General features: G+C 72.7%; 25 protein-coding genes. 9 read left to right on the top strand and 16 right to left on the bottom strand.

Annotated features, from left to right (window positions below; translation table 11 throughout):
• The first annotated feature begins 2 nt into the window (after positions 1-2).
• From ACGFIW_RS16675 to ACGFIW_RS16655, 5 genes are all read left to right on the top strand, one after another.
• A complete protein-coding gene (locus ACGFIW_RS16675; RefSeq protein ID WP_393315821.1) occupies positions 3-980 on the top strand; it encodes a carbohydrate ABC transporter permease in 978 nt (325 codons plus the stop codon).
• A 2-nt stretch (positions 981-982) separates the two neighbouring features.
• On the top strand, positions 983-1,849 hold the full coding sequence (locus ACGFIW_RS16670) for a carbohydrate ABC transporter permease (RefSeq protein WP_393316468.1): 867 nt from the start codon (positions 983-985) through the stop codon (positions 1,847-1,849).
• Entirely contained in the window at positions 1,833-2,462 is a 630-nt protein-coding gene (locus ACGFIW_RS16665; protein ID WP_393315818.1) for a hypothetical protein, read from the top strand. Before ACGFIW_RS16670 ends, ACGFIW_RS16665 begins: the two co-directional genes overlap by 17 nt.
• Positions 2,459-3,379, top strand: coding sequence for a PmoA family protein (locus ACGFIW_RS16660; RefSeq protein ID WP_393315815.1), 921 nt, complete (start codon positions 2,459-2,461; stop codon positions 3,377-3,379). Before ACGFIW_RS16665 ends, ACGFIW_RS16660 begins: the two co-directional genes overlap by 4 nt.
• Before the next feature lie 121 nt (positions 3,380-3,500).
• Complete coding sequence (locus ACGFIW_RS16655) at positions 3,501-3,875, top strand: cupin domain-containing protein (protein WP_357063231.1); 375 nt, start codon at positions 3,501-3,503, stop codon at positions 3,873-3,875.
• 122 nt (positions 3,876-3,997) lie between these two features.
• Here ACGFIW_RS16655 and ACGFIW_RS16650 read toward each other — a convergent pair whose 3' ends face one another.
• From ACGFIW_RS16650 to ACGFIW_RS16605, 10 genes are read right to left on the bottom strand one after another with little or no spacing between them, the layout of a single operon-like run.
• Positions 3,998-4,765 (bottom strand): hypothetical protein, encoded by a 768-nt coding sequence (locus ACGFIW_RS16650; RefSeq protein ID WP_393315812.1) that lies wholly within the window; start codon positions 4,763-4,765, stop codon positions 3,998-4,000.
• Between the two features lie 19 nt (positions 4,766-4,784).
• Positions 4,785-5,246, bottom strand: a complete 462-nt coding sequence (locus tag ACGFIW_RS16645) for a hypothetical protein (protein WP_393315809.1) — start codon at positions 5,244-5,246, stop codon at positions 4,785-4,787.
• Entirely contained in the window at positions 5,243-6,175 is a 933-nt protein-coding gene (locus ACGFIW_RS16640; protein ID WP_393315807.1) for a hypothetical protein, read from the bottom strand. The genes ACGFIW_RS16645 and ACGFIW_RS16640 overlap by 4 nt, the downstream gene beginning before the upstream one ends.
• Positions 6,172-6,687: a phage tail protein gene (locus tag ACGFIW_RS16635; protein ID WP_393315805.1), complete on the bottom strand. Its 516-nt coding sequence runs from the start codon at positions 6,685-6,687 to the stop codon at positions 6,172-6,174. Before ACGFIW_RS16635 ends, ACGFIW_RS16640 begins: the two co-directional genes overlap by 4 nt.
• Positions 6,668-9,388, bottom strand: coding sequence for a putative baseplate assembly protein (locus ACGFIW_RS16630; RefSeq protein ID WP_393315802.1), 2,721 nt, complete (start codon positions 9,386-9,388; stop codon positions 6,668-6,670). The genes ACGFIW_RS16635 and ACGFIW_RS16630 overlap by 20 nt, the downstream gene beginning before the upstream one ends.
• The gene (locus tag ACGFIW_RS16625) at positions 9,385-9,819 is read right to left on the bottom strand and encodes a GPW/gp25 family protein (RefSeq protein WP_355028744.1); all 435 of its coding nucleotides are present in this window, start codon (positions 9,817-9,819) and stop codon (positions 9,385-9,387) included. The genes ACGFIW_RS16630 and ACGFIW_RS16625 overlap by 4 nt, the downstream gene beginning before the upstream one ends.
• Positions 9,816-10,154: a hypothetical protein gene (locus ACGFIW_RS16620; RefSeq protein WP_393315799.1), complete on the bottom strand. Its 339-nt coding sequence runs from the start codon at positions 10,152-10,154 to the stop codon at positions 9,816-9,818. Before ACGFIW_RS16620 ends, ACGFIW_RS16625 begins: the two co-directional genes overlap by 4 nt.
• Positions 10,154-11,746, bottom strand: a complete 1,593-nt coding sequence (locus ACGFIW_RS16615; protein WP_393315796.1) for a phage baseplate assembly protein V — start codon at positions 11,744-11,746, stop codon at positions 10,154-10,156. The genes ACGFIW_RS16620 and ACGFIW_RS16615 overlap by 1 nt, the downstream gene beginning before the upstream one ends.
• Entirely contained in the window at positions 11,743-12,618 is an 876-nt protein-coding gene (locus ACGFIW_RS16610; protein ID WP_393315794.1) for a hypothetical protein, read from the bottom strand. Before ACGFIW_RS16610 ends, ACGFIW_RS16615 begins: the two co-directional genes overlap by 4 nt.
• Entirely contained in the window at positions 12,618-12,887 is a 270-nt protein-coding gene (locus ACGFIW_RS16605) for a hypothetical protein (protein ID WP_393315791.1), read from the bottom strand. The genes ACGFIW_RS16610 and ACGFIW_RS16605 overlap by 1 nt, the downstream gene beginning before the upstream one ends.
• A gap of 976 nt (positions 12,888-13,863) precedes the next feature.
• On the opposite strand from ACGFIW_RS16605, the gene ACGFIW_RS16600 reads away from it, so the two are divergent.
• The gene (locus ACGFIW_RS16600; RefSeq protein ID WP_393315788.1) at positions 13,864-14,016 is read left to right on the top strand and encodes a hypothetical protein; all 153 of its coding nucleotides are present in this window, start codon (positions 13,864-13,866) and stop codon (positions 14,014-14,016) included.
• A 234-nt stretch (positions 14,017-14,250) separates the two neighbouring features.
• Here ACGFIW_RS16600 and ACGFIW_RS16595 read toward each other — a convergent pair whose 3' ends face one another.
• The 6 genes from ACGFIW_RS16595 to ACGFIW_RS16570 all read right to left on the bottom strand — a co-directional run bounded on the left by ACGFIW_RS16595 (position 14,251) and on the right by ACGFIW_RS16570 (position 18,671).
• Positions 14,251-14,733 (bottom strand): phage tail protein, encoded by a 483-nt coding sequence (locus tag ACGFIW_RS16595; protein WP_393315785.1) that lies wholly within the window; start codon positions 14,731-14,733, stop codon positions 14,251-14,253.
• A gap of 1 nt (position 14,734) precedes the next feature.
• Positions 14,735-16,057: a phage tail sheath family protein gene (locus ACGFIW_RS16590; protein WP_393315782.1), complete on the bottom strand. Its 1,323-nt coding sequence runs from the start codon at positions 16,055-16,057 to the stop codon at positions 14,735-14,737.
• Between the two features lie 23 nt (positions 16,058-16,080).
• A complete protein-coding gene (locus ACGFIW_RS16585) occupies positions 16,081-16,779 on the bottom strand; it encodes a carboxypeptidase-like regulatory domain-containing protein (RefSeq protein ID WP_393315779.1) in 699 nt (232 codons plus the stop codon).
• Positions 16,776-17,384 carry a glycine zipper family protein gene (locus tag ACGFIW_RS16580; RefSeq protein WP_393315776.1) on the bottom strand — a complete coding sequence of 203 codons (609 nt, stop codon included), beginning with the start codon at positions 17,382-17,384 and terminating at the stop codon, positions 16,776-16,778. The genes ACGFIW_RS16585 and ACGFIW_RS16580 overlap by 4 nt, the downstream gene beginning before the upstream one ends.
• Positions 17,385-17,395: 11 nt before the next feature.
• Positions 17,396-17,731: a hypothetical protein gene (locus ACGFIW_RS16575; protein ID WP_357063193.1), complete on the bottom strand. Its 336-nt coding sequence runs from the start codon at positions 17,729-17,731 to the stop codon at positions 17,396-17,398.
• 145 nt (positions 17,732-17,876) lie between these two features.
• Positions 17,877-18,671 carry an LppM family (lipo)protein gene (locus ACGFIW_RS16570; protein ID WP_393315773.1) on the bottom strand — a complete coding sequence of 265 codons (795 nt, stop codon included), beginning with the start codon at positions 18,669-18,671 and terminating at the stop codon, positions 17,877-17,879.
• A gap of 236 nt (positions 18,672-18,907) precedes the next feature.
• Here ACGFIW_RS16570 and ACGFIW_RS16565 point away from each other — a divergent pair, with 236 nt between their 5' ends.
• The 3 genes from ACGFIW_RS16565 to ACGFIW_RS16555 all read left to right on the top strand — a co-directional run bounded on the left by ACGFIW_RS16565 (position 18,908) and on the right by ACGFIW_RS16555 (position 24,357).
• A complete protein-coding gene (locus ACGFIW_RS16565) occupies positions 18,908-19,888 on the top strand; it encodes an adenosine deaminase family protein (RefSeq protein WP_393315770.1) in 981 nt (326 codons plus the stop codon).
• Positions 19,889-20,278: 390 nt separating this feature from the next.
• Positions 20,279-23,113 (top strand): BTAD domain-containing putative transcriptional regulator, encoded by a 2,835-nt coding sequence (locus ACGFIW_RS16560; protein ID WP_393315767.1) that lies wholly within the window; start codon positions 20,279-20,281, stop codon positions 23,111-23,113.
• A 389-nt stretch (positions 23,114-23,502) separates the two neighbouring features.
• Positions 23,503-24,357 (top strand): hypothetical protein, encoded by an 855-nt coding sequence (locus ACGFIW_RS16555; protein WP_393315765.1) that lies wholly within the window; start codon positions 23,503-23,505, stop codon positions 24,355-24,357.
• Positions 24,358-24,380 lie beyond the last annotated feature (23 nt).

Here is a 24,380-nt window from a genome sequence, read left to right as displayed (position 1 = left end):
TCGTGGCGTTGACCACGGCGCCCGACCCGACCCGACGCGGCCCCGGATCCGCCCGAGCCCGCGCCCAGGGGCCCGGACGCGTCCGGCACGGCGAGGGCCGGGCGGGGTACGCCTTCCTGTCCCCGTGGCTCATCGGCCTGCTGGGTGTCACGGCGGTCCCCATGCTGCTGTCGCTCTACCTGAGCTTCACCAACTACGACATCCTCACCCCGTTGTCCGAGGTGGAGTGGGTGGGGCTGGCCAACTACGAACGGATGTTCACCGCCGACCCGTCGTACTGGCACGCGGTGCGGGTGACAGTGACCTTCGCGCTGATCGCCGTACCGCTGAAGCTGGCCGCGGCGCTCGGCGTGGCGCTGCTGCTCAACCGTGCCTGGCGCGGCGTCGGGCTGTTTCGTGGGCTGTTCTATCTGCCGTCGCTACTCGGCGGCAGCGTCGCGCTGGCCATCGTCTGGGTCAGCATGTTCAACCGCGACGGTGCGTTCAACTCGCTGCTGAGCCTCGTCGGCATCGAGGGCAAACCGTGGGTCAACGACCCGGACTGGGCTCTGGAGACGCTCATGGTGCTGGCCATCTGGCAGTTCGGCGCACCGATGGTGATCTTCCTGGCCGGGCTGAAGCAGGTGCCCGCCGAGCTGTACGAGGCGGCGTCGGTCGACGGCGCCGGCCGGTTCCGCCAGTTTCGCAACGTCACCCTGCCGATGCTGTCCCCGGTCATCTTCTTCAACCTGGTGCTGGAGACGATCAACGGGTTCCAGGGCTTCACCGCGGCGTTCGTGCTCAGCAACGGCACCGGCGGCCCGGTCGACTCCACGCTGATGTACACGCTGAACCTCTACATCACCGGCTTCACCGACCTCGAGATGGGTTACGCCTCGGCGATGGCCTGGGTGTTCCTGCTCGCCATCGCGCTCATCACCGCGATCTTCTTCAGCACCGGACGGTTCTGGGTGCACTACTCCGACGGGGAGGACCGGTGACGGTGACCCAGACGCCGATCGCCCCGCGACGCCCGGCCGGTCGGCCGGTGCTGCGACTGCTGATCCTGGTGGCGATCCTCGCCGTGGTGCTCTACCCGCTGATCTGGATGGTGGGCACCTCGGTGAAATCCCAGGAGGAGATCGTCAACAACGTCGGCCTGCTGCCGGAGCGCTTCTCCCCGGGCAACTACACCGCCGGGTGGTCCAACTTCGACGTGAGCTTCGGCCGGTTCTTCCTCAACAGTGCGATGGTCAGCCTGCTCACCGTCGTCGGCAACGGGCTCTCCTGCCTGCTGGCCGCGTACGCCTTCGCCCGGCTGCGGTTCCGGCTGCGCGGGGTGTGGTTCGCCGTCATGATCGGCACGCTGCTGCTGCCCCAGCACGTGCTGATCGTGCCGCAGTACATCCTGTTCCGGACGCTCGGGCTGGTCGGCGGCGAATGGCCGTACCTGCCGCTGCTCATCCCGCAGTTCCTGGCCACCGAGGCGTTCTTCGTCTTCCTGATGGTGCAGTTCATGCGCGGCATTCCCCGCGAGCTGGACGAGGCGGCCCGGATCGACGGCGCCGGCCCGTACGGCATCTTCCGGCACATCATCCTGCCGCTGAGCCGCCCGGCGTTGGTGACCACCGCGATCTTCTCGTTCATCTGGACGTGGAACGACTTCTTCCGCCAACTGGTCTTCCTGTCCGAACTGGGGGACTACACCGTGCCTGTCGCGTTGACCCTGTTCATCGACTCGACAAGCCAGAGTGCGGTCGGGCCGATGTTCGCCATGTCGGTGCTGTCGCTGCTGCCGGTCTTCCTGTTCTTCGTCGCCTTCCAACGGATGCTCGTCGAGGGGATCAACACCGGTGGCATCAAGGGCTGAACCGGCGGACACCGGCGGCCGGCGGGACTGGCGTGACGTCCTGCGCGACGCCGCCGACCTGGCGTTGCTCGGCATCCTGCTGACCCTCGTCGCGGCACCGCTGCTCACCGCCGCGGCGGCGGCCGGCACGGCGAGCGCGGCGGTGCACGACTGGACCCGTACCGGAGGCTGGCCGTCGGCACGTGTCACCCTGCGCCGGTTCGGCCGCGCGGCGCTGCCCGGCGTGCCGGTGAGCCTGCTGGCGCTCGCCGTGGCCGGGCTGCTCGCCGCCGACCTGGCGGCGTTGGCCACCGGCCGGGTGCCGGGCGGCCCGCCGGCGCTGGTGGTGACCGCGCTGGTCACGGCCGGTCTGACCGGGTACGCCGGGCTGGTCGTCGTCGAGGCGGGCCGCAACGGGGGTGGGCGGTGGCGGGCGGCGGCCCGGTCCGCCGCACGTGCCTGCCTCGACGCGCCCACCCGCTGGGCCGCGTTCGCCGGGGTGACCGCGCTGGCCGGGCTGCTCGCCGTGCTGGTCACCCCGGTCGCGGTGCCGATCCTCGCCGGCTACACCGTGGCCGCCCTGCACGCCGTCGCCGGTCGGCAACCGGTCACCGTCGACCGGGAGTCACAGTGAGCACCGAGGCCGGGTCCCGGCTCCCGGCGGGCGACGGCGGCGAGCAGCCGGCGCGGCTGTTGGTCGCGGGCACGGAGGTGGCCCGGTACGTGGTCGATCCGGCGCTGGACGCGCGGCACGGGCCGCGACCGTACCTGCATCCGGTCCGCACCCTGGGCGGAACTGTGGTCACCGACGCGTTGCCCGCCGACCACGTGTGGCACCTCGGCGCCTCCCTCGCGGTGCAGGACGTCAATGGCAGCAACCTCTGGGGCGGGCGCACCTACGTCCGCGACGTCGGCTACACGTGGCGCGACGACCACGGGCGGATCGCGCACACCGGCTGGTCGCAGCGGTCCGCCGACCGGCTGGCGCACCGACTGGAGTGGCGCGACCCGCATTCGGCGGTGCTGCTCACCGAGGAGCGTCGGCTCAGCGCCGCCCCGGCGGGCGGAAACGTGTCGGCCTGGCGACTGGACGTGGACTACACACTGCGCGCCCCGGACGGGCGGGACGTGCGGCTGGGCAGCCCGGCCACCAACGGCCGCCCCGGCGGCGCCGGCTACGGCGGGTTCTTCTGGCGGGCGGTCTCGGCCGGGCCCGCGTCGGTGTTCAGCGCCTCGGCGACGGGGGAGGAGGCGGTGAACGGTTCCGCCGAGCCGTGGGTCGCCCTTGCCGGCACCGGGCCGGACGGGAGCGCGTACACCCTGGTCTTCAGTGGTCTCGGCGACGGCGACCGGTGGTTCACGCGGACCGCGATGTATCCGGGCGTCGGGGTGGCGTTCGCGTTCGAGCGGCCGGTGACCATCGCGGCCGGCACGGCGCGGCGGGGCCGGCACGCGGTGGTCGTCGCCGACGGCACCCTGGACCGCGCCACCGCCGCCGCCCTGGCCGTGAGATCGGGGCCGGCACCGCCGCGCGGGCGTCCGGTGACCTGACCAGGGGCGCGGGGCTCGCTTTCTCGGCATCCGTGCCCCGGCGGGTCCGTGGCCATCTATCCTCGGGGGATCGCCAACCGTGGGCGGGTGCCGTCCGCACGACGGTGTGCAGGAGGCCGAGATGAGTGGGACGGATCGACCCGAGGGCATCAGCCCGACAGCGGTGCAGGGGGCACCGGGACTGTGGCGCGTCGATCTCCAGAAACACGATCTCAGCATCCCCGGGCGGGAGGTCATCCAGAGTCGGGTGGAGTTCACCCCCGACTCGCCGCCGTTCAAGCACTTCCACCCCGGCGAAGAGATCATCTGCGTTCTGCAGGGCACCCTGGAGTACACCCTCGAGGGACAGCCACCGATCGTGTGCAATGTCGGCGACGCGCTGACCGTCCCCTACGGCGTCCACCACCAGGCCCGCAACGTAGGCGACGGCATAGCGGTAGAGCTGGCCACCTACGTAGTAGAAAAAGGCAAACCCCTCCTAACCAAGGTGGACTAACCCCCACCCCACCCCACCCCACCCCCGCGTGCGTCGATCATGAGGTTATTGCCACGACACGCCGCTCGGGAGGGCAATAACCTCATGATCACCGGGGGCACCGGACGACGACGCCTTCATGATCAACGGCGTGGGTGGGTGGTTGGCAAGGCGGCCGTTACCCGGACGGCCTTCACGATCGCCGGGATCGACCCGATCAGCAGCACCAGCCCCCAGACGATCGCGATCACCGCGAAGACCAGTGCCGCCACGTCGTCGACGATGCTGACCAGGATCACCGGCACCAGGTGGTGCAGGAACTCCAGGACGACGGTGCACAGCAGGGTGGTGAGGATCAGCAGGACGAGGCCCTTGTTCTGTAGGAAGCGCGGCTGGGCCAGCACCAGCAGCCCGGCCCACACCAGCTTGAGCAGCAGCACCAGCCCGAGCAGCAGCGCCGCGTCGCCGACCGGGAAGAACCCCCACAGCGCCAGGTACGCGAGCGTGCCGAACGGGACGGCCAGGAACAGCGACACCATGATCATCAGCTCCACGAACGCGATAACAAGCGCGACCAGCCCGACGATGATCAGGATGATCGAGAAGATCAGGCTGGCGACGCCCTGCACCCGGCCCTGGACCCGCTCGGGCAGCAGCATGCCCAGGCAGAACAGCCCGGTGCTCCAGACCGCCACCGCGTCGATCAACGCCAGGTAGCCGGTGCCCCGGCCGGACGGTTCGCTGACCCCGGACACGTCGTCGAGGTCCACGTCCAGCGATCCGGCGCTGTCCGCGAGGGCCGCGCCGGCGTCGGCACCGCCCAGCAACAACCCGGCACCCATTTCCACGCCGATCGCCAGGACGATGGCGAGCATCGCCAGCAACAGAAACGGCTTACGCAGGTCACCCATGTCGGCACCTTCCCTCCGGTCAGGACGTGGCCACGACGACCGTGCAGCCACCGAGGCCGGGGCAGGTCAGGCCCACCTCGGTGGCCTGGTCGACGGCGACCTTCGCCACCGCCCCGGTGCCGTCGGACGCCGGCTCGACCTCGTCGCGGATGGTGACCTCGGCGTCGCCGGGCGCCGGCGCGACGACCGTGAACCGTGCCGCGCTGCGTAGCACCAGGGTGCGCAGCCCTCCCGGGTCGGCGACCCGCAGCACGCAACTGCCGGAGAACGTCAACCGGCCGTTCCCGTCGGCGCAGTCGGCGTCGACGCCGGCCGGGTCCACCGCCGCACGCTCGCCGGCCAGCGCACCCAACCGGTCGACCAACCCGTGTCGGGCGCCCGGATCACCCCGGTCGTCGCGACCCGCGCCGACCGCGACCACGAACAGCACCACCAGCAGGACGGCGAGCAGCCCCAGCAGCGTCTTCTGCCGACCGCTCATCGCGCCACGGCCGACGTCACGACCTCGGTGAACCGGATCGTGTCCACCCCGGCGAAGTAGGAGTTCGTGCCCTGCGTCTTGCCCACCACCAGCAGCGTGACCTGGTGCGGCCCCTTGGCCAGCCGGATCGTTCCGACGTCCAGGAAGTCGGTCTTCTGCACCTTCGGTGTGAAGCCGAGGAACGTGCCGCCGACCTGGTTGCCGTCAATGGTGAAGACGGTGTTGGCGTAATCGGGGGCGGTGGTCCGTGCCGTGGCGAACCGCCAGGTGCCGTCGGCCGGGATCTGCACCGTCACCGTCACCCTGTCGCCGATGGCCAGCCCCGTGAAGAAGAGCTGCTTGTCCCCGGACCAGGTCACCCCGCAGCAGTTGGGCTGCGCACCCACGGCCGCCGTGCTGTTCTGCGGCGACCTGACCACGACCGCGCCGTCCACCAGGCTCTCCGCCTCCACGGTGACCTCCCGCGGCTCGCCGGGGGCCGGCTCGCCGTCGCGGGTCAGCAACACCACCCCCACGGCCACCACCACCAGCACCAACGCCGCCGCGGCGGCGATCCACAACCAGGGGGTACGCCGTGGCGGCGCGACCGCCCGCACCTCGTACGTGACCCGGCCGCTGGACCGGGAGCTCTCCTCCGGAGCGGTGTTCGCCGAGTACGCGAACCCGGTCATGTCGTAGCGCCTCGGCGGTGTGCCCGCCGGGACGGCGAGCGTGACCAGGAACGACAGCGAGCCCTGGCCGGGGACCACCCGCTGGGGCTCGGCGACGGTGAACCACGCCCGCTGGGAGCCGTCACCGGGCGCCACGTCGAACACCACGGTGTCCGGCGCGGTGCCCGGGTTGGAGACGGTGAAGGTCAGCTCGCCGGCGTTGCGCGGGTCGAGGGTGAACTGCTCGGCGGCGGCGACGACCGCCCATTCGGTGGTCATGACGACTCCTCTTCCGGGACGATCTCGACGGTGGTGGAGGCGGGTTTCTCCGCCTCGACGATGCGGGTGATCACGGCGAGTTGGCCGACGGCGGCAGCCGGGACCCGCACCACGACGTGGAAGGGCCGCTCGGCCGGCTCGTCGATCGCGAAGCCCGGCACCCCGGTGGCCAGCTCCAGGGCCCGCCGCATGCCGTACGGGGTGCCGCGCCACCGGGCCAACAGCGCGGCGTTGGCCACCAGGTCGCGCAGCCGGCCCACCGGCAGCGGCAGGGGCGCGTCCGGCCGGGGCGAGGCCACCACGTGGTCCATCGCCACCCAGCGGGTCAACCGCACGACCAGCCCGTCCGGTGCCCGGTACGGGTCGAAGAGGGCATCCACCTCGGCGAGGATCGCCTCGTCCGGGGCGTGCAGCCCCTCCATCACGTCCAGCAGTGCCCAGAGCACGCTGCCGGGCACGCAGGCCCGCTGGTAGGCGGCGGGCAGCAGCCGTTCAATCGCCGAACGTCGCATCCTGGCGCACCACCTCTATGTCGTGCTCGCCGGAGCAGAGCAGCCAGGTGTCCGGGACGGTCACCACGTCGGCGGTGGCCTGGTTGGCGCTGGGCGTCCAGTCCACGGCGGTGGCGCTGCGGTGCACACCGCGTTCGCCGCCGGCCAGGATCAGCCGCTCCGCCGCGTCGGAGCCGCCGGCCGTGCCCCCGCCGGCCGTGCCCGGCGTGCCGGTGCTGCCTGCCGTGCCGGTGCTCGCCGTGCCGGTGCCGCCGGCCGTGCCACCCGCGCCGCCGCCGGTCGGGCCGCTCACCGCGACGGCGTCGACAGGCACGAACCGGGTCCGGTCCCGCAGCGGCAACCCGCAGTTGACCGACACCGGTTGCCACTGCGGCTGCGCACCCAGGGTGTCCAGCCGCAGCACCCCGCCGCTCTGCGTCGCCGCCACCGCGAGCTGGCCGGCGAACGCCAGGTCGCGGCAGGTGCCGCCGATCCAGCCGGTCTGCACCGGCTGCCACTTCACGTCGGACTCGAACAGCCGGGTGCGGTGGCACCCCTGTCCGGGCTTCTTCGGGTCCGGCTCGCCGGCACCGCTCCACAGCAGCGTCGCCGGGCCGTCGTACTGCACCGCGAGCACCCGGTTGTCCACGTTCGCCAGCCCGACGTGGACGAAGCTGCCCGGACGGCCACCGGCGGTCGACAGGTACACCCCGAAGCTGGCCTGCGCGGCCACCGCCACCCCCGGCGCGCCCCGCTCCGAGACGAACGCGCGCACCGCGTAGAACCTCCGGTCGGCGTCGGACGGGTCGACCAGGATCTGCAACGGCACCGCCCCGGGCAGCAGCGACACCTCGTACAGGCCGGTGTCGGTGGCCACCAACAGCGCGCCCGCGCCGTCCCGGTCCAACCAGGCCACGTCGGAGATCCGCGCATCCAGGTCGGTCAGCAGCGACCACGTCTCGCCCAGGTCGGTGCTCAGGTGCACCCGGGAGCCGCCGGAGGACCGCAGCGTCACCACGGCCACCGACCCGGGGCGCGCGACGATGCCCGGCCGCACCGGCGCCGGCGCGGGCGCCACCCGCAGCACCGTCTCGTCGTCGAAACGGCCGGCCGGCTCCCACCCCGCACCGCCGTTGCTGGAACGGAACAGCACCGGGCCGCGCCCGGCGTACCAGGTACGCGGCTGGTACTGGTCGACGGCGAGCGCGCGTACCTCGGCGTCGGGGGCCTCGTCGACCACGAACCGCACCGACTCGACGTAACGCACCCCCGGCTCGGCCTGCTCCAACAGCCGGTACACGTTGGACGCCCGCAGTGGCTCCCCGAACGGCCACCCGGTCGGGTTCAGCGCGGTCGGCAGCGGGCTCAGCGTCTGGTGCAGCCGGTCGTGGATCCGGCGGCGCACCGCGTCCACGTCCTCCTCCCGGCGGACCACCACCCGGGCCCGCACCGACACCGCCTTGAACCGGGCCCAGGTGGCCCGCGACCGGATGCCGACCATCCGGCGTTCCTCCAGGTCGGCCTCCACCCGCCGGCGCGCCTCGGGCACCTCGTGCTCGCGCAGCACCGCCACCGGCAGCCGGCCACCGGGTCGGGCCTCCGACGGCACGTACGGCACCAGCACCACCTCGACCTCACCCGGCCGGGCGAAGCTGTACACCGCCGCGCGGGTGAACGCCCGGGCCCGCGCCACCGCGCCGGAACTGGTGGCGAGGACCTCGAAGTCGCGGGCGGTGACCGCCCGTTGCTGGGCGAAGAACTCGTACGGGCCGCGCAGCAGCACCGACTCCAACGCCTCCATCTCCCGGCCGCCGGCCGCCGGCGCGGGGTTGTCGACGCGTACCCCGGGCAGTGGGTCGCGCAGGCTGGTCAGCGTGCCCGCCGCCACGTTGCCGGTGGGCCCGCCGCCGGCGCGGTACCAGAGCCGGACCTGCCGCCCGGCCGGCGGCACCGCCGCCACGGTCACCGGGACGGGTGGCGCGGGATCGCCGGGAGCGGCGGCCGGTCGCAGGTCCAGGGCCGGGGCGAAGGTGACGGTCCCCGAACAGCGGTCCACCAGGTACGCCTTGGCCTGCGGGCCGAGCCCGGCGAAGCTGTCCACCGGCCGCCAGATCTCGAACGTGCGGCCGTCGTGCTCGCGGGCGGCCGCGCCCAACTCGACAGTCCCGGGCGGCACCTCCACCCCGAGGAGCAGGTCCAGCGCCTCGGCGGTGTGCGTCAGCGGGGCGTGGGCGGCGCGCAGCACCTGGCCGGGTTGGCCGGTGCCCACGCCGAGCAGCTCCGCGTCGACAGGTTCGCAGTGGTGCATCCGTACCGTCACCGACGCCTCGTCGGCGGGCAACAGCGTCGGCTCGGTGGTGACGAACACCACCGGCCGGGGGTCCGCGCCGCGCGCCGCCGCGACCCGCAGGCCGGCCGGGATCCGGACCGCGGCGCGGTCGGTGCCGCCGCGGGTGAACCGGACGTCCGCCCAGGCCGCGGTGGGTGCGTGCCGGGCGGCCCCGAGCAGGTTCAGAAACGAGACGTACGCCTTGTCCGGCAACTGGTTCAACCGGTAGATCATCACCTCGGTCAGGTGCGCGAACGCCTCCACCAGCGCCATCCCGGGGTCGTGCGCCGACAGGTCGGTCCACGCCGGGCAGGACTGCCGGATCCGTTCCCGGGCCTCGGTGACGAGGTCGAGGAAACCGCGATCGTCCAAATGCGGCACGGGCAGCGTCATGAGGGCCCTCCCTGCGCGGGTTCGTCGGCGGGGAGCAGGTCCACGGAGAACACCAGTTGCCCGGGGGTCAGGCTGGCCCGCACCCGGTAGTCCAACCGGATCACCAGTCGCCACGCGTCGTCCGGGTCCGGCCCGGCGTCGACGTCGATCACCTCGACCCGCGGCTCCCACCGGGCGATGGCCTGCCGGACGTAGTGGATGGCCAGGCCGGCCGTGGTGTCGTCGTTCGGCGCGAAGACGAGCCGGTGCAGCCGGGAGCCGTACCCGGGTCGCATCAGCCGCTCGCCCGGCGTCGTCGACAGGAGCAGGAACAGCGCCTGCCGTACGCTCTCGTCGCCCTCGGTCATCGCCAGGCCGCCGGCCGCGGTGAGCGCCAGACCGCCGCCCCGGCCGGCGTCGAAGCCGGCTCCGACGAACCGGAAGGCCCTCATCGGTCCGCCCCCAGGAAACGTTGGCGGGGGTCGCGCACCGTGTGGTGAACCGCGTTGGGTGGGGTGCCGTTGGTGAACCCCTCCAGGTTGTCGAGCACCACCCGGTGCCCGTCGACCCGTAGCCAGTCGCTGTAACCGACGCGGAGGCTCTCACTCTTCGTGCACGGCTTGACGGTCGGGCCGTAGTTCGGGCAGGCGACAATCGTGCGTCCCTCCGGGTCGTCGTCGACGAGCACGGGCACACCGGTGACGGTCACCCACCGCTGCGAGGGTCGGTTCTCGACCCGGCCGTCGTGATCGCAGGTGATCACCGAGTCACCGTGGATCCAGCGCATCAGCCGCCTCCTTCGTGGTGGGCGCGGGCAAGCGTTCGGGCCTGCCGCGCCGCGGTCGTCGGGTCCTCGGTCGACTCGGCTCGCAGGAAGTCCACGCTGCGGGCGCGGACCACCATGGCCCGGCCGGGTGCGGAGAGCACCAGGTCGGACGCCGCGTGCAGGGTGGCCAGGTCCGGGGTCAGTTCCAGGAAGCTGCCGCCCTCGGTGGCCAGCCGCAGACTGCGCCGCACGTCGTCGACGACGATCGACTGCCCGCCGGCGGTGCGCATCGTCCAGCGGCGGGCCTTTCCGTCGTCCACACCCGTGTCGTACGGCTCGACGGTGCCGAACAGCGAACCGAGCACGATGCCCGAGGCCGGCTCGCCACCGGGCAGCACCACCAGCACGGTGTCGTCCGGATCCGGCAACGCCACCAACCCCTTGCCCCGCCCGGCACCGGGGCAGAGCACGGCGAGCCACCCGGCGTCCAGGTCCCCGTACGCCGGCAGGGTCAGCCGGACCCGGCCCAACCCGTCCGGGTCGGCGACGTCGGTGACGGTGCCGAGGGTGACCACCGCCGCGCCGGGCGGGGCCGCCGGGGTGGGCGGCGGCACCGTCGAGAACCGCGTCAGGTGCCCGTCGCCGTCGACGGTGTGCACCACCTCGGTCAGCACGTACGTCCCGGCGACCGGCTCGGGCACCCCGTTCAGTTCGATCCGGCGGCCCGGCCGCAGTGCCGGATCACCCTCGGCCACCCCCTCGGCCGTGACCAGGGTGGCGGCCCGGGTGTCCAGCCGCGCCTGGGCCAGCGCCGCCAACTCGTCGTCACTGCGACCCGGTTGGTCCACGACGGTGCGGACCCCGTCGGCGCCCACGTCGGCCGGGTCCGGTCGGTCGAACGCCGGCCGGCCACAGCGCGCCTCGTCGACCTGCTGGCTGATCACCTCGGCCCGCTGCGGGTGCCAACCCAACGCCGCGCTGGCACCGCTGGCCTGGTCGGCGTTCGTGGACACGCGCAGGGTGTGCACCCCCGCGCCGAGGGTCAGCGCGACCGGCTCCCCGTAGCCCGCGAGGGTGACCAGCCGGACCCCGTCGCCGTCGGCGGCCAGGTGCAGCCCGGCCCGGCCGGCCACCTCACGCAGCAGCTCCAGATCGCTGTGCCGGTGCTGCGACAGCCGCTCCAACCGTGGCCCGTCGACCTCCGCGCGCACCTCCAGCCCCACCGCACCGCACAGCTCCCGGGCCAGCTCCACGGCGGTCACCGAGGTGAAGACCCGCAGCCCCTGCCGCTTACGCAACCGGTGCAGCAGGTCGTACGCCCGCAGCCGCAGCACCGCCGCCCCGTCGCCGGCGTACTCCACCTCCACGGCGGTGACCTCCCCGCCGAACAGGGCGTCGGCATGATCGGCCAGCCGTACGTCGAGGGTCGTCCCGAGGCGCACCGCCGGGTCGAACGCGCCGACGCCGGCGGCGGTGGCGAGCACCACCTCCGCCTGCGTGGGCTGGTCGAGCCGCGCCGCCACCCGCAGCGAGCGGACACGCGGACGAACGGCGCCGGTCAGCTCGACGCCGTCGAGCAGGACGACCAATGCCCGGGGCGCGACGCTCGTCACGGCGTACCCCCGGGGGCGGGACCGGGGCCGGTCGGGCCCCAGGCGGCGGGCGCGGTGGCGATCGGGGCTCCGACGAACGACGCGCCGGCACCCACCCCGCCGGCCAGCGCCCGCGCGACTCCGGTCACCGCGCCCACCACCGCTCCGCCGCCGCTCGGCGCACCGGGTGGTGGCACGGCGAGAATGGTGCCGGCCGGCACGGCGAGGGGGTCGGTGATCCGGTTGTGTTCGGCCAGCAGACGCCAGCGCAGCGGCGAACCGAGCGCGTCGTTGGCCAGCAGGTCGAACCGCACACCGGAACGACCCGGCTCGGCCGCGCCGTCACCGGCCGCGATCACCGCGCTGCCCGGTGCGGCGGTGGGGGTGTTCGCGGCGGCCAACTCCTCGGCGAAGCCGGCCTCGGCCTGGTCGGCGGTCTCGGCGGCGCGGACCAGCTTCAGCCGCAGCCAGGAACGCCGGGGCGAGCCGGTGCCGGTGAACGCGTCGAACCGTTCCGCCACCGCGACGATCACACCTGGCACGTTCCAGGTTTTCCCCCACACCAACCGGACCAGCGGCGGTCGCAGCCACCCGTGCTCGGCTGTCGAGTTCTCCGCGAGCATCCACAGCGGGCGGGTGAGGACCCGCACGTCCGCCGGACGAAGCTGCGTCTGGACGAAGTCGACGTCGAAGAGCAGGTCGAGCACCAGCTCGGTCCTGCCGCCGCCGGTGAAGACCAGCGGATCGTCGGCCAGCCCGGCCCCGGAGAGCTGCCCGCCGGCGACACCCCGATGACGTACGCCCGCGAGTCGGGTCACCTGCACGGTCTCCGGGTTGAGCAGGCAGTCGACCCGCTCGCCGGAGGAGTCGATGAGGAAGGCGACACGCTCCATCAGTCGCCCGCCTGTTCCCGATCCAGCCGGCTCAGTTGGGCGGCGTCCAACGCCGCACCGGCGACCGACCACAGTGCGGCGTCGTCGGGCGGCGCCGGCCACGGATCGAACGCCGTCGCGCCAGCGGTGCTGTTCGGTCCTCGGCGGCCGCCCGAATCGTGCCCCGGCGAGCCGGGCCAGGACACACCCGCGACCCGCCCTGCCGGACCGTGCTGTCCGACCCCCTCGCCAACCTGCTGCCCCGACCAGGCCCGCTCGTCCGGCAGCACCGGCCACAGTCCGCCGCCGGTCGTTGTCCCGCTGCCTGCTGTTGTCCTGCCGTCTGCTGTTGTCCCGCTGTTGGGCGTTGTCCCGCCGCTGGCCGTCGCCGGACCGCCGGCTGGGCGGCCGCCCCGAGCTGCCGCCCGGCCCGACCTCGCCCCGCCGACGTCGGCGGCGTCAGTTGTGGACCTTGGAAGGAAAGTGCCCCTGGAGGGGCCGAAATCTTCCAAGATCTCGATGGGGAGGGTGCGGTGGGGAAGGTTGTCTGGGGAGGCTGGCGCTCCGAATCGGGAGTGCTCTCTCGTGTCGGCGGCCGCGTTGTCGTCCCGCGCCGGTCCTGTCGCCGCCACCCGTCCGGATGCCGCGCGTAGCCGACGCCAACCGTCCCGCAGCCGGCCCGGCCGACGTCGCCCGGCATCCGCGGCGAGGGGCGCCTCGGCGGTCACCGCGACGTCGGAGGCGTCACTGCCGCCCCGTGGGCTGGTGCCGACCATCCCTGGGCCGCCGGACCGGTCGGCCACCCTCGGCGTGTGCCTCGGCCTCCCGGGTGCGCCCGTCCAGCGCGCCCAGCCCGACCGTCCGACGCCACTCAGCGCCTCCGGCCCGTCGACGCCGTACGCCGCGCCCGCGGTGCCACCGCCATACCTCGTGCCGCCGTCACCCATCGCGCCGCCGTCACCCGTCGTGCCGTTGCCATCCATCGTGCCCGCTGTGGCGGACGCCGGGCGGCCACGCCCGGAGGAGTGCGTGGCGCCGTCGGGGCCGTTCATGCTGGTCGTGCGGCCGGCCCCACTACCCGTGCCGGAGGACCGACGGCCCACCGTGCCCGGGGTGGTACGGCCCACCGTGCCGGGGCCATGCGGGCCCACCCTGTCGGCAGGGATCCCGGCACTCTCCCGGGCGGGCCGAGTTGGCCGGGTCACCGCGGACCACCGGCCCGGCCCGGCCCGGTCGAACCGATCGCCGGAAACGGATCCGGACCCGGTGTCGAAGCCGAGCCCGGTGTCGAAGCCGGACCCGGACCCGGACCCGGTGCCGGTGTCGAAGCTGGTGCTGGTGCTGGTGCTGGTGCTGGTGCTAGGGCCGGAGCCGCTGGCGTGGTCATCGCGCCCCTTGGCCGGGGCGGGAGCGGGGTGATCGAGGTCCAGGTCGTGTAGCAGACCGGGCGCGTGGGCGGCGACCAGGTCCAGCCAGTGCTGCGGGGGTTCCCCGAAGCGGCGCGGTGTCGCACCGGGCGTCTCCGACGGCGGCTGCGGCGCACGGTGTCCGGCGGGCGCACGTCCGGCGGGTGCCCGGTGTTCGGCGGGCTCGACCTGGCCGGCGAGGCGCTGGGCCGCGCCGGCCGCAGCGCGTAGCCGACCGGCCAGCCAGCTACGCGGGTGTCGGCGCGGTGGCACCGCCGGTCTCCAACTCCAGACCCTCGTAGCGCAGGGTCAACGCGGCGATGGCGATCTCGTGGCTGAGGGTGTTGAGGTGCGCGCCGCGCCACCGGGTGGGCCAGGCGTCGATCAGGTTCCACCGCAGCACCTCGGCGGTGCCGACCGAGTCCAGCAGCACCACGGAGACGTTGCGGCGGTTGAGGGTGCCCTGCGCGGTGGCGTTCACCCAGTCCCACAACTCGCGGGAGGCGGTGAGCCCGAAGTGCAGCGTCACCGGCTCGTACTCGGCCTGGCCGGGCACCATCCGCATCCGGCCCAGGCCGTGCTCCCGGTACGGCTGCCCGGGGATGTTCACCTCCAGCCCGGTCATCTCGGTGAAGTGGCCGTTGGTGACACCGTTGATGAGTAGCCGGAAGTGGTACGCCCGGTACGGGTCGACCGGTGCGCCGGGCTGCGGGGTGGCTGTGGTGGGCATGTCAGCCTCCGATCGTCTCGGTCTCGGTGCCGCCGGCCCACTGGCTCAGCTTGAACACCACGAACTCGGCGGGCTTGACGACGGCGATGCCGATGTGGGCGATCACCATGCCGGCGTCGCGGACGTCGACCGGGTTGGTCTCCTCGTCGCACTTGACGAAGAACGCCTCCTCGGGACTGCGCCCGAGCAGTGCGCCGTCGCGCCACACCCGGGTGAGGAACGCCCCGATGTCGCGCCGGATCGAGCGCCAGAGGGTGAAGTCGTTCGGTTCGAAGACCATCCACCGGGTGCCGTTGGCGATGGCCTGTTCGATGGCGATGCTGAGTCGCCGGACGTTGAGGTAGCGCCACTCGCTGGCCTCGGCGGCGAGCGTACGGGCGCCCCAGACGCGGATGCCCTCCCCGGCGAAGTAGCGGATCACGTTGACACCCTTGGGGTTGAGCACGTCGTGCTCCGGTCGGGTGACCAGGTAGGCCAGGTCGACGGCGCCCCGAACGGGCTCGTTGGCCGGTGCCTTGTGTACTCCGCGTAGGGCGTCGGTGCGGGCCCAGATGCCGGCCAGGTGCCCGCTCGGCGGGGTCAGTTCCAGCTCCCCGCTGATCGGGTCGCGGACCCGCAGCCAGGGGTAGTAGAACGCGCCGAACTCGGACTGCCGGGGTCGGTACGCGGCACCCTCGTGCCCACCGGAGCCGCCCGGCTGCGCCGAGCCGCTGCCGGCACCCGCCGAGCCGCTGCCGGCACCCGCCGAGCCGCTGCCGGCACCCGCCGAGCCGCTGCCGGCACCCGCCGAGCCGCCGCCCGTACCCTCGGCGGGTTTGGGGGGTTTGCCGGAGGACGGGGTGGCGACCCGGGTCAACGCGGAGATGTCGTCGATGTCCGGTGCCGGATCGCAGATGGCGACCATGGTGCGGGTGCGCTCGGCCATGCTCAACAGCGCCTCGTGCGACACCACGTCGTGGAAACCGGGCGCGGCGATGATGGAGATCTCGTCGATGGCCTCCAGCAGTTGCAAGCCGCCGCGACGCTGCCCGGTGCCGGTGATCGCGCCGCCCTCGCCGACGTTGACCACCCAGCAGCGGGCGCCCCCGTTGTCCAGGAAGCCGAAGACCGCGCGGGCCAGCGGCGTGCTCTCCACCCGTTCCCCGGCGGCGAAGAGGCGCAGGAACTCCGTCCAGTTGTTGACCGGCACCGCCCTGCCCAGGTGGGCGTCGCGGTCCGGGGCGAGGCCGACGAAGGCGGCGATGCTGGTGCTCGCCGGGCCGATCGGTCGGGCGCCGCTCGGGACCTCCTCGACATAGATGCCGGGGGAGAAGTAGCTGGGCATCGGTCCTCCTGTGCGGGTGGGCGTCAGTGGGTCGGTGGCGCGCAGACGATGACGATGTCGTCCTCGTCCGCGTCGACGTCGGCGGTGAGGACGAGCCCGCGTCCGGTCAGCCGCAACCGGACCGGGTTCGGGTGCTCGGGGTCGTGCGGGACGCCGACGATCCGGAACCGGCCCTGCGGGTCGGTGCGGGTGGCGGACCCGGTGCCGGGAAGCTCGACCCGCATCGCGGCCAGTGGTTGGTCCTCGGGACCGACCACCCGGCCGGCGAGGGTCCGCACCTCAAGTTGCCGCAGTCGCAGCGGGCGGAGCACCGGCGGCGCGGCGGGGGTCGGGTGGTCCACCTGGGCGGCCACGTCGATCAGCAGCGCCGGTCGGGGTGCCGTGCCGAACGCCGTCCACAGTGGTGGGTCACCGGCCTCCAGGACGACCGGGTAGCTGCCGTCGGTGGTCGCGCTGGTGAGCACCCGGTCCAGCCGGGGCAACCCGCCCGGCCCGGTCACGCAGAGCAGGTAGCGGACCGTGAACCGGTACGGCTCGCGGACCGCGCCGCTGGAGCGGGTCTGCCGGGCCGGGCGTAGCTCCAACGGCCAGAGGGTCAGCCCGTCGGCGTCGTCGAACGCCCGGGGTGGGCCGATCGGGACGGGTTCCCCCGCCGCGCTGGTCAGCCAGGCGGCCAGCTCGGCGGTGGCCGTCTCGATCGGCCCACGCCCGTCGGTGCTCATCGCGGCGGCGTCCCCTGGATCCGGTACGCGATGGCCTCGTTCCACACGTGCGGGTAGACGCCGATCTCGAAGTACCTGGTGAACCGGTTGATCGGGGCGTTGGTGTGGTCGTGGTAGAGCAGCCACACCGGGGCGATGGTGAACAGGACGTAGTTCGCCAGCACCAGCGGGATGTAGAGCGGGCCGAGCAGGCGCCCCTGGAAGATGTGGACGTCCTCGTGCCGTTGGATGCCCGAACTGGAGCCGGCGCAGACGGTGCCGATGGTGGTGGCGTAGCGGGGCGAGACCCCCTGCACCACGCTGACCCGGCCGCTGCCGGCCGAGGTGGGCCGGTCCAGCGAGTGCCCGAAGACCAGGTGCACGGTCAGGTAGAGGGCGCCGACGACGGTGTTGAGCAGACTCCAGGTGTGGTCGACGACGAAGAGGAAGATGCCGCGGGCGTCCGGGGCGTAGACCCCGGCGGAGGCCACCGCCCAGCCGAAGACCGCGCCGACCAGCAGGCCCACGACGGTGCCGACGAGGAGCCCGATCGGGCCGCCGGCGAGGAAGCCGAACAGGGCGCCGAGGATGACCTGGACCGCCGCGCTGAGAATTCCGAAGACCATGACGTCACCCCTCAGACCCAGGAACGGAAGACTCGGGGCTCGCGACCGCTCGCGACCTGGGTTGGGGTCGCCTGTCGATTGCCGGGCGGGAACTGGTTGACGCCGAGCGCGGCGGAGAAGATGACGAGCGCGTTGAAGAACGCGATGACCCACTTCTCGCCGCCGGCCTCGTCGGCGAACGCCGCGGTCAGGTAGGACAGCAGCAGCGCGATGGCGATGGCGATCCACTTGCGGAGTTTGTCGCCGCTCGGGCCGATCAGCCCGCCGATGACGTTGGTGGCCAGCAGGGTGGCGGCGCTCGCGCCGGCGATGGTGCCCAGGGCGGCCCAGGTGAAGAGATCGTTCATGGCGATCCCCCTTTTCTGCGATGGTGCGACCGGGATGTGGTGGTGAGGTCCGGTGCTCCCGCGGGGGAGCACCGGGACCGGTCGCCGTCGTCTCCGGGGGGCGGCCGGGGCCGGGCGTGGCCGGCTCAGCCGGCCACCGGGTGGATCAACCGGGCCCCGGGGCGCCGGCGGGCGGCCCCGGCGGTGTCGGACCGGGCGCGGTCGGGCCGGGCGGGGCCGGCGCCGTGGGGTGCCGGCGTCGCAGCAGGAGTACGCCCACCGCGGCGAGCAGCAACAGGAGCAGGAGTACGCCGCCGACGATCAGCGGCCAGCCGATTCCACCGTCGTCCGCGGAGGCGGCGGCCGGCGAGGCGGACGGTCGAGGTGGCGCCTCGGCGACGGCGCGCAGCTCGGTCGGCTTGTCCTGGTTGGAGGTGACCTTCCAGCTGACCGACCGGCCGTTGACGGTGCCATTGCTGTCGATCACCCGGCCGGGAAATGTCACCGAGATCTCGAACGACATCAGCTTGAGAAATGTCTGCTGTTGTTGCGGATTCTGCTGCGCGACCTTCCCGCCGTATTTCGACGGGTCGAGCGGCAACGTGAAACGGTACAAGTCGCCGTCCCGGACCAGTTTCACGCTCTCCGTGTCGAAACCTGCCAGCGGCGCTTTTCGATAACTGATCTGGGAGCCGAAGAGTTTGTCGTCCTCGTACCGGGTCTCTTCCCCCGCAGGCAGGGCGGGAATGTTCTGCCGAAGCTCCGCGAAGGCCACCGGGATGTTCTTGTTGCGCGAGGTCAGCAGGGACTTCTCGGCGGTCAGCAGGAGCTGCCCGTCGACCGTGTCGTCGCTGTTGACGGTGAGCCCCATGTTGAGTTGCATGCAGCCGCCCAACGCGGCGACCAGAAGGAGACACACCGCGACGCGGAGTGCCTTACCGCGGTTGACTCTCCTGTTCATGGGCTCAGTGTGTGTGATCCATTTCACCACGAGCAGTCAGCGATCAGTCACAAAGCAGTCGCCGATTGTACCGACGCACTGTCATATCTGACCGAGGTGGATCGGGGCGCAATTGACTACTCTGGAGCTTTGGGCCAAGAACGGTTTCCCGGTGATGATCCCCTGTGTGGGGGAGGGCGGCCCGGGCCGGGGTGCGGCAGGCTGGACGCACCTGTTCGACCACCCCGAGGACCACGATGACGCCGGCTCAGCGCCACACCCCGAAGATCGAACTGCACGTCCACCTGGAGGGAACGGTCCGCCCGCCGCTGCTCGCCGCGCTGGCCCGCGCCCACCGTCTCCCGGTGCCGGCCGAGTCACCCGGACGGTTCGACGACCTGGACGACTTCATCGCCACCTGGAACGCGATGACGGCGGTGCTGCGGACGCCGCGGGACTACCAGCGGGCGTTGCTGGCCTACGCCGCGGAAGCCGCCCACGACGGGGCCGTCCACCTGGAACCGATCGTGGACGCCGAGGAGCGGCTCGGGTTGCCCGGCTGGGCGAACGTGCTCGCGGCCCTTGTCGACGCGGCGGCCGAGGCCCGCGAGTCGTACGGGGTGTCGATCGGGTTGACCCCGCAGGTCTGCCGGGGGCACGACGTCGACTTCACCGAGGGCGCGGCCCGTGTCGCCACCCGGTTCGCCGGGCGGGGCGTGGTCGGTTTCGGGCTGTCCGGTGCCGAGGGGCGGTACCCGACCACCCCGTACACCCGGATGGTGGAGCTGGCCCGCGACGGCGGCCTGCCGTTCGTGCCGCACGCCGGCGAGGCGGCCGGGCCGGAGGCGGTCCGCGAGGTGCTGGCGATGGGCGCGGTCCGGATCCGGCACGGGGTGCGGGCCGTGCAGGACCCGGAGTTGGTCGCCGAGCTGGCCGGGCGGGGCGTCGTGTTGGACGTGACGCCCACCTCCAACCTGCGCCTCGGCGTGGCCCGAGAGGACCACCCACATCCGTTGACCGTGCTGACCGACGCCGGGGTCGCCTGCTCGGTGTCCACCGACGACCCGGCCATCTTCGACATCACCCTGGCCGACGAGTACGCGTTCGCCGCCCGGCTCGGGGTGGACGCCGCGACCGCCTACGCCGCCGGCCTGCGCGGCATGCTCGCCGACGCCGCCGACCACGCGCGACTGGTGGCGGTGGGGGAGCGGGCGTACCGGGGCGGCACACCCGCCTGAGCCGGGCCGGTGATCGTCGCCGCGGCCGGTTGGCGGGTGAGCAGCGCGGCAACGCCGCGCCGACCGGATCTGTGCGGGACTGTTCGGCACAACTGGAACGCCTTGCCGACGGTGGCCGCTTGGCGCACCCTATCCGCGGTGACAGATTCGCCGCTCTCAACGCCCCGTCCGCGTGAGGCGCAGGTCCCTGGCATTCCGCCTCCACTCACCGCGTCTGCGGCCAGGCGGGTCACCAGGGAACGGGACCCGGCTCCGTGGCCGACGTCGGATCGCGGCTACCGGAACTGGCGGGCGCCCGCCCGCGGGACGGGCGAAGCCCAGCGTCCGGCTGCCGAAGAGCCAGGATGCGGCACCTGCCACCGACGCCGCTGACGAACGAGGGAGGCACAGTTGAGCGAGTTGTACATCGCGGTGCTGGGGCCACTACGGATCCAGGTCGGCCAGGCGACGGTGCGGATCGGGCCCCGGCTCGCGGCGCTGCTGTCGGTGCTGTTGCTTGAGGCGGGCAAGCCCGTCGCGGCGCAGCGCCTGATCGACCTGCTGTGGGACTCATCGCCGTCGGACAGCGCGCCCGTCACGCTGCGCAGCCACGTGTCGCACCTGCGGCGGGCGCTGACGCCACAGCGGCCGCCGAGTGGGGGAGGCGTCCTCGTCACGGTCGGCAGCGGTCGAGGTCTGGCCTACCGACTCGACGTGACGGCCGAACAGGTCGACGTGCACCGCTTCGAGGAGGCCTACGCACAGGGCCGGCGACTGCTCGTGGACGGTGGCCGGGAGCAGGTCGAACGGGCGGCCGGGCTGATCGGCGCGGCCCTGGCCCTGTGGCGCGGACCGGCGTATCCGGAGGTGGCGGACCGGTCGTTCGCGTTGCCCGAGGTGGCCCGGCTGGAGGCACTGCGCCGTTCGGCCCGCAATGGCCACGCCGAGGCCCTGATCGCGCTGGGCCGGTACACGGAGGCCGCCGGAGACCTGACCCGGCTGGTCGAGGAGGAGCCGTACGACGAAGGCGCCCGGCGACTGCTCGCCTCCGTGTTGCATGACCTGCGACGTACGGATGAGGCCGTCCGGGTGTGCCGCACCGGGTTGACGCTGCTGCGGGGCCGGGGCCTGGACGCGCCGACGTTGCAGCAGCTGCTGCGCTCGATTCTGCACGGCGAGGCACTGAGGACAGCCAACGGGAGACCTGCCACCGACGCCGGTCCGGCCCGCGCCGCGCGGGTCGTCTGCCTGCTGCCACCCGATCCGCCGCGGTTTGCCGCCCGGGCCGCCGAGTTGGCGCACGCGGAGCAGGCGATCCGTGCGGGGGACAGCCCCGCCACGATCGTGGTGACCGGGCCGGCTGGGGTGGGCAAGACGACCTTCGCCGTCCGGTTGGGACACGCCCTCGCGGACCGGTTCCCGGCCGGAAACCTCTACGTCGACCTGCGTGGCTTCGACCCGAACGGGCCCGTCATGACCACCGCCGAGGCGTTGCGTCGCTTCCTGGACGCGCTGGGCGTGCCCGTACACCGGCTGCCCGCGACCACCGAAGCGCGAGCCGGACTGTACCGCCGGCTGTTGGCCGACCGGCGCATGCTGGTGGTGCTGGACAACGCCCGGAACGCGGATCACGTCCGGCCGTTGCTGCCCGGCGCGGCCGGCTGCGCGGTGGTGGTGACCAGCCGCGACCAACTGGCCAGCCTGGTCACCGTCGACTGCGCCCGGCCGATCGCCCTGGGAATGCTGTCGGCCGCCGGCTCCCGGGAGCTGATCCGCCGCCGCCTCGGAACGGCGGCGCTCGACGCCGAACCCGAGGCGACCGACGAGATCGTCGCCTCGTGCGGCGGGCTACCGTTGGCGCTGGCCATCGTGGCCGGCCGCGTCGCCGCCAACCCCGACGTCGCGCTGAGTACGCTCGCCCGCCGGTTGCGGGCGGCGCGGGGTGGCCTCACCGAATTCGCCAGCACCGACGCCGCTGCCGACGCACGGTCGGTGTTCTCCTGGTCCTACCGCACGTTGGACACCGGACCAGCGCGGTTGTTCCGCTTGCTCGGACTGCATCCCGGCGCGGGTGTGACCACCCGCGCTGCGGCGAGCCTGGCCGGTCTGCCGCCGGAGGTGGCCACGGAACACCTGGCCGTCCTGGTCCAGGCGCACCTGGTGACCGTGCCCGTGCAAGGCCGCTACCTGGTGCACGACCTGCTGCGCGGTTACGCCGCCGAGCTGGTCGCGGCCGACCTCGCCACACACCGGCGCGCGGCGTTGCGCCGGGTGCTCGACCATTACCTGCACAGCGCCGTCGCCGCCGACCGGCTCCTGGTGCCGGCCCAGGACCCGATCGCGCCGCCCCCGGGCCCGCCGGCCCCCGGGGTGACCGCGGAGCCGCTCGGCGACAACCAGCAGGCCCTGGCCTGGCTCACGGCCGAGCACGCGACGCTCGTCCACGCAAGCGACTGGGCCGGCCGGGCCGGTTTCCACACCCATGCGTGGCAGCTCGCCCGGGCCGTGTCGACCTATCTGGAGGACCAGGGCCACTGGTCCGACTGGGCCACCACCCAACAGTTCGCCCTGGCGGCAGCGCGGCGCTCGGCCGAGCCGGCGGCTGAGGCCGGAGTCCACTACCACCTCGCCCGCGCCTGCCAGCGACTCGGCCGCCATGACGACGCCCACGACCACTACCGGGCCGCGCTGACCGGCTTCGCCGCGGTCGGTAACCGTGTCCACGAGGCGCACACGCACCGGAGCCTGGGCGGGCTGTTCCAGCGGGAAGGTCGCGCCGAGGAGGCGCTGGGCCACGTCCGCCGGGCCCTCGACCTGTACCGCGACGGGGGTCACCAGGCCGGGCAGGGGATGGCGTTGAACAACATCGGGTGGCTGCTCGCCCAGCGGGGTGAGTTTCCGTCGGCCCTGACGTACTGCCGACAGGCTCTCGCCGCGCTGCGAGAGGTCGGTGAGCGCCACGCCGAGGCCGCGACCTGGGACAGCCTCGGCTACATCCAGCACCGGCTGGGTCGGCATCGGGGCTCGATCACCTGCTACCAGCGGGCCCTGGCGCTCTACGAGGACCTCGGTGACCGCTACGGCATGGCCGAGACCGGTCGCGATCTGGGCGACGTCCAGGCCGGTGTCGGAGACCGGGCGGCGGCCATCCGGTCCTGGTCGCAGGCGTGGCGAATCCTCGACGAACTCGGTCACCCCGAGGCCGACGAACTGCGGGCCCGGCTGGACGTAGCGCCGGTGAGCTGAACCCCGGCCCTCGCCGAAGGGCTTCCACCCACTTTCCACGGCGGCGGTCAATCATCACCTCGGGCCGGTCGCTTCCGCCGGTATCGACGTGGCGCAGGGTGGGGGATGCGGTGTTTCGGATACCAGTGAGTTGGGTCGGTAGGGCTGTCGGCACTATCGCGTTGTGCGGTCTGCTGGCCGTGATCGGCGTCGTCCCGCCGGCCGATGCGGCCGGTCCCGTGACGGTGAGCGGGCCGGACGCCACGTTGCCGATGACCGGTGCTCCGTCGACCCCGCTTGTGGTCTCCGGCGCGGCGGACGGGACGGGGCGCATGACGGCAGCCGGTGGTTTCTCGCGATGGAGCTACTTCAACAAGCCGATAAACGACAGTCGATGCAAGTATCAGAGCATGTCGGTCGCCCGTACCCCGAGCGGCAGTCGGCTGGACGTGTTCGTGCATCTCTTCTGCGATATCCCGGACACCCTGCAGACGTACACCTTCCAGGCTGTCCTCATCGGAAACACCTGGAACGGCTGGTACGAGCTGCTGAACCCACCGTACGGCTACCTCGGCACGAGTGGGCCGACCGCCACCTTTGCGACCGACAACCGGCTTGACATCTTCGGTCAGAACACCGAATCGCGTCTGACCCAGTGGTTCTGGGCAAATCCCACCTGGTACGGCTTCTTCGACCAGGGCGCGCCCAAGCCGCCCGGCTACCAGGCGGTGCTCACCAGCGGCCCGTCCGCCACCTGGAGTCGCAACGGCAGCCAGTTGCACGTCTTCGCAAGGGGACCCGACTACAAGCTCCACTACACGAAGTACACCGCTGCCGGTTGGGAAGGCTGGGTGGGGGTCGACGCCAACCTCAACAGCGCACCGAGCGTCGCCGCGCACGCCAACGGGAACCGGATCGACGTGGTCTACCAGGGTGGGGACAACGCGGTGTGGCAGGTGTACCACCTGGAGAACGGCGGTTGGCAGCAGCGGTTCTCCCTCGGCGGAAACATCACCTCCCCGCCGACCGCCACCTGGGTGCCGAACGGCAGCCGGCTCGACGTCTTCGCCCGCGGTACCGACGGTTACCTGTACCAGAAGTTCTGGACGGATGCCGGCGGCTGGAGTGGCTGGTTCAACCTGGGCGGTCAGATGGAGTGGGGCAAGGCGCCCGCCGCGTCCTGGAACAACGACGGGAACCGGTTGGACATGTTCGTCATCACCCCGGACGACCGGCTGGCCAAGAGCAACTGGATCTGCTGCTGACTACGGATCGCGTGCGGGAAGGA

The sequence above is a fragment of the Micromonospora sp. NPDC048935 genome (assembly GCF_043197875.1).
Taxonomy (GTDB): domain Bacteria; phylum Actinomycetota; class Actinomycetes; order Mycobacteriales; family Micromonosporaceae; genus Micromonospora.
The sequence above is the reverse complement of the archived record's forward strand: the minus strand, read 5'-3'. Positions and strand labels throughout refer to the sequence as shown.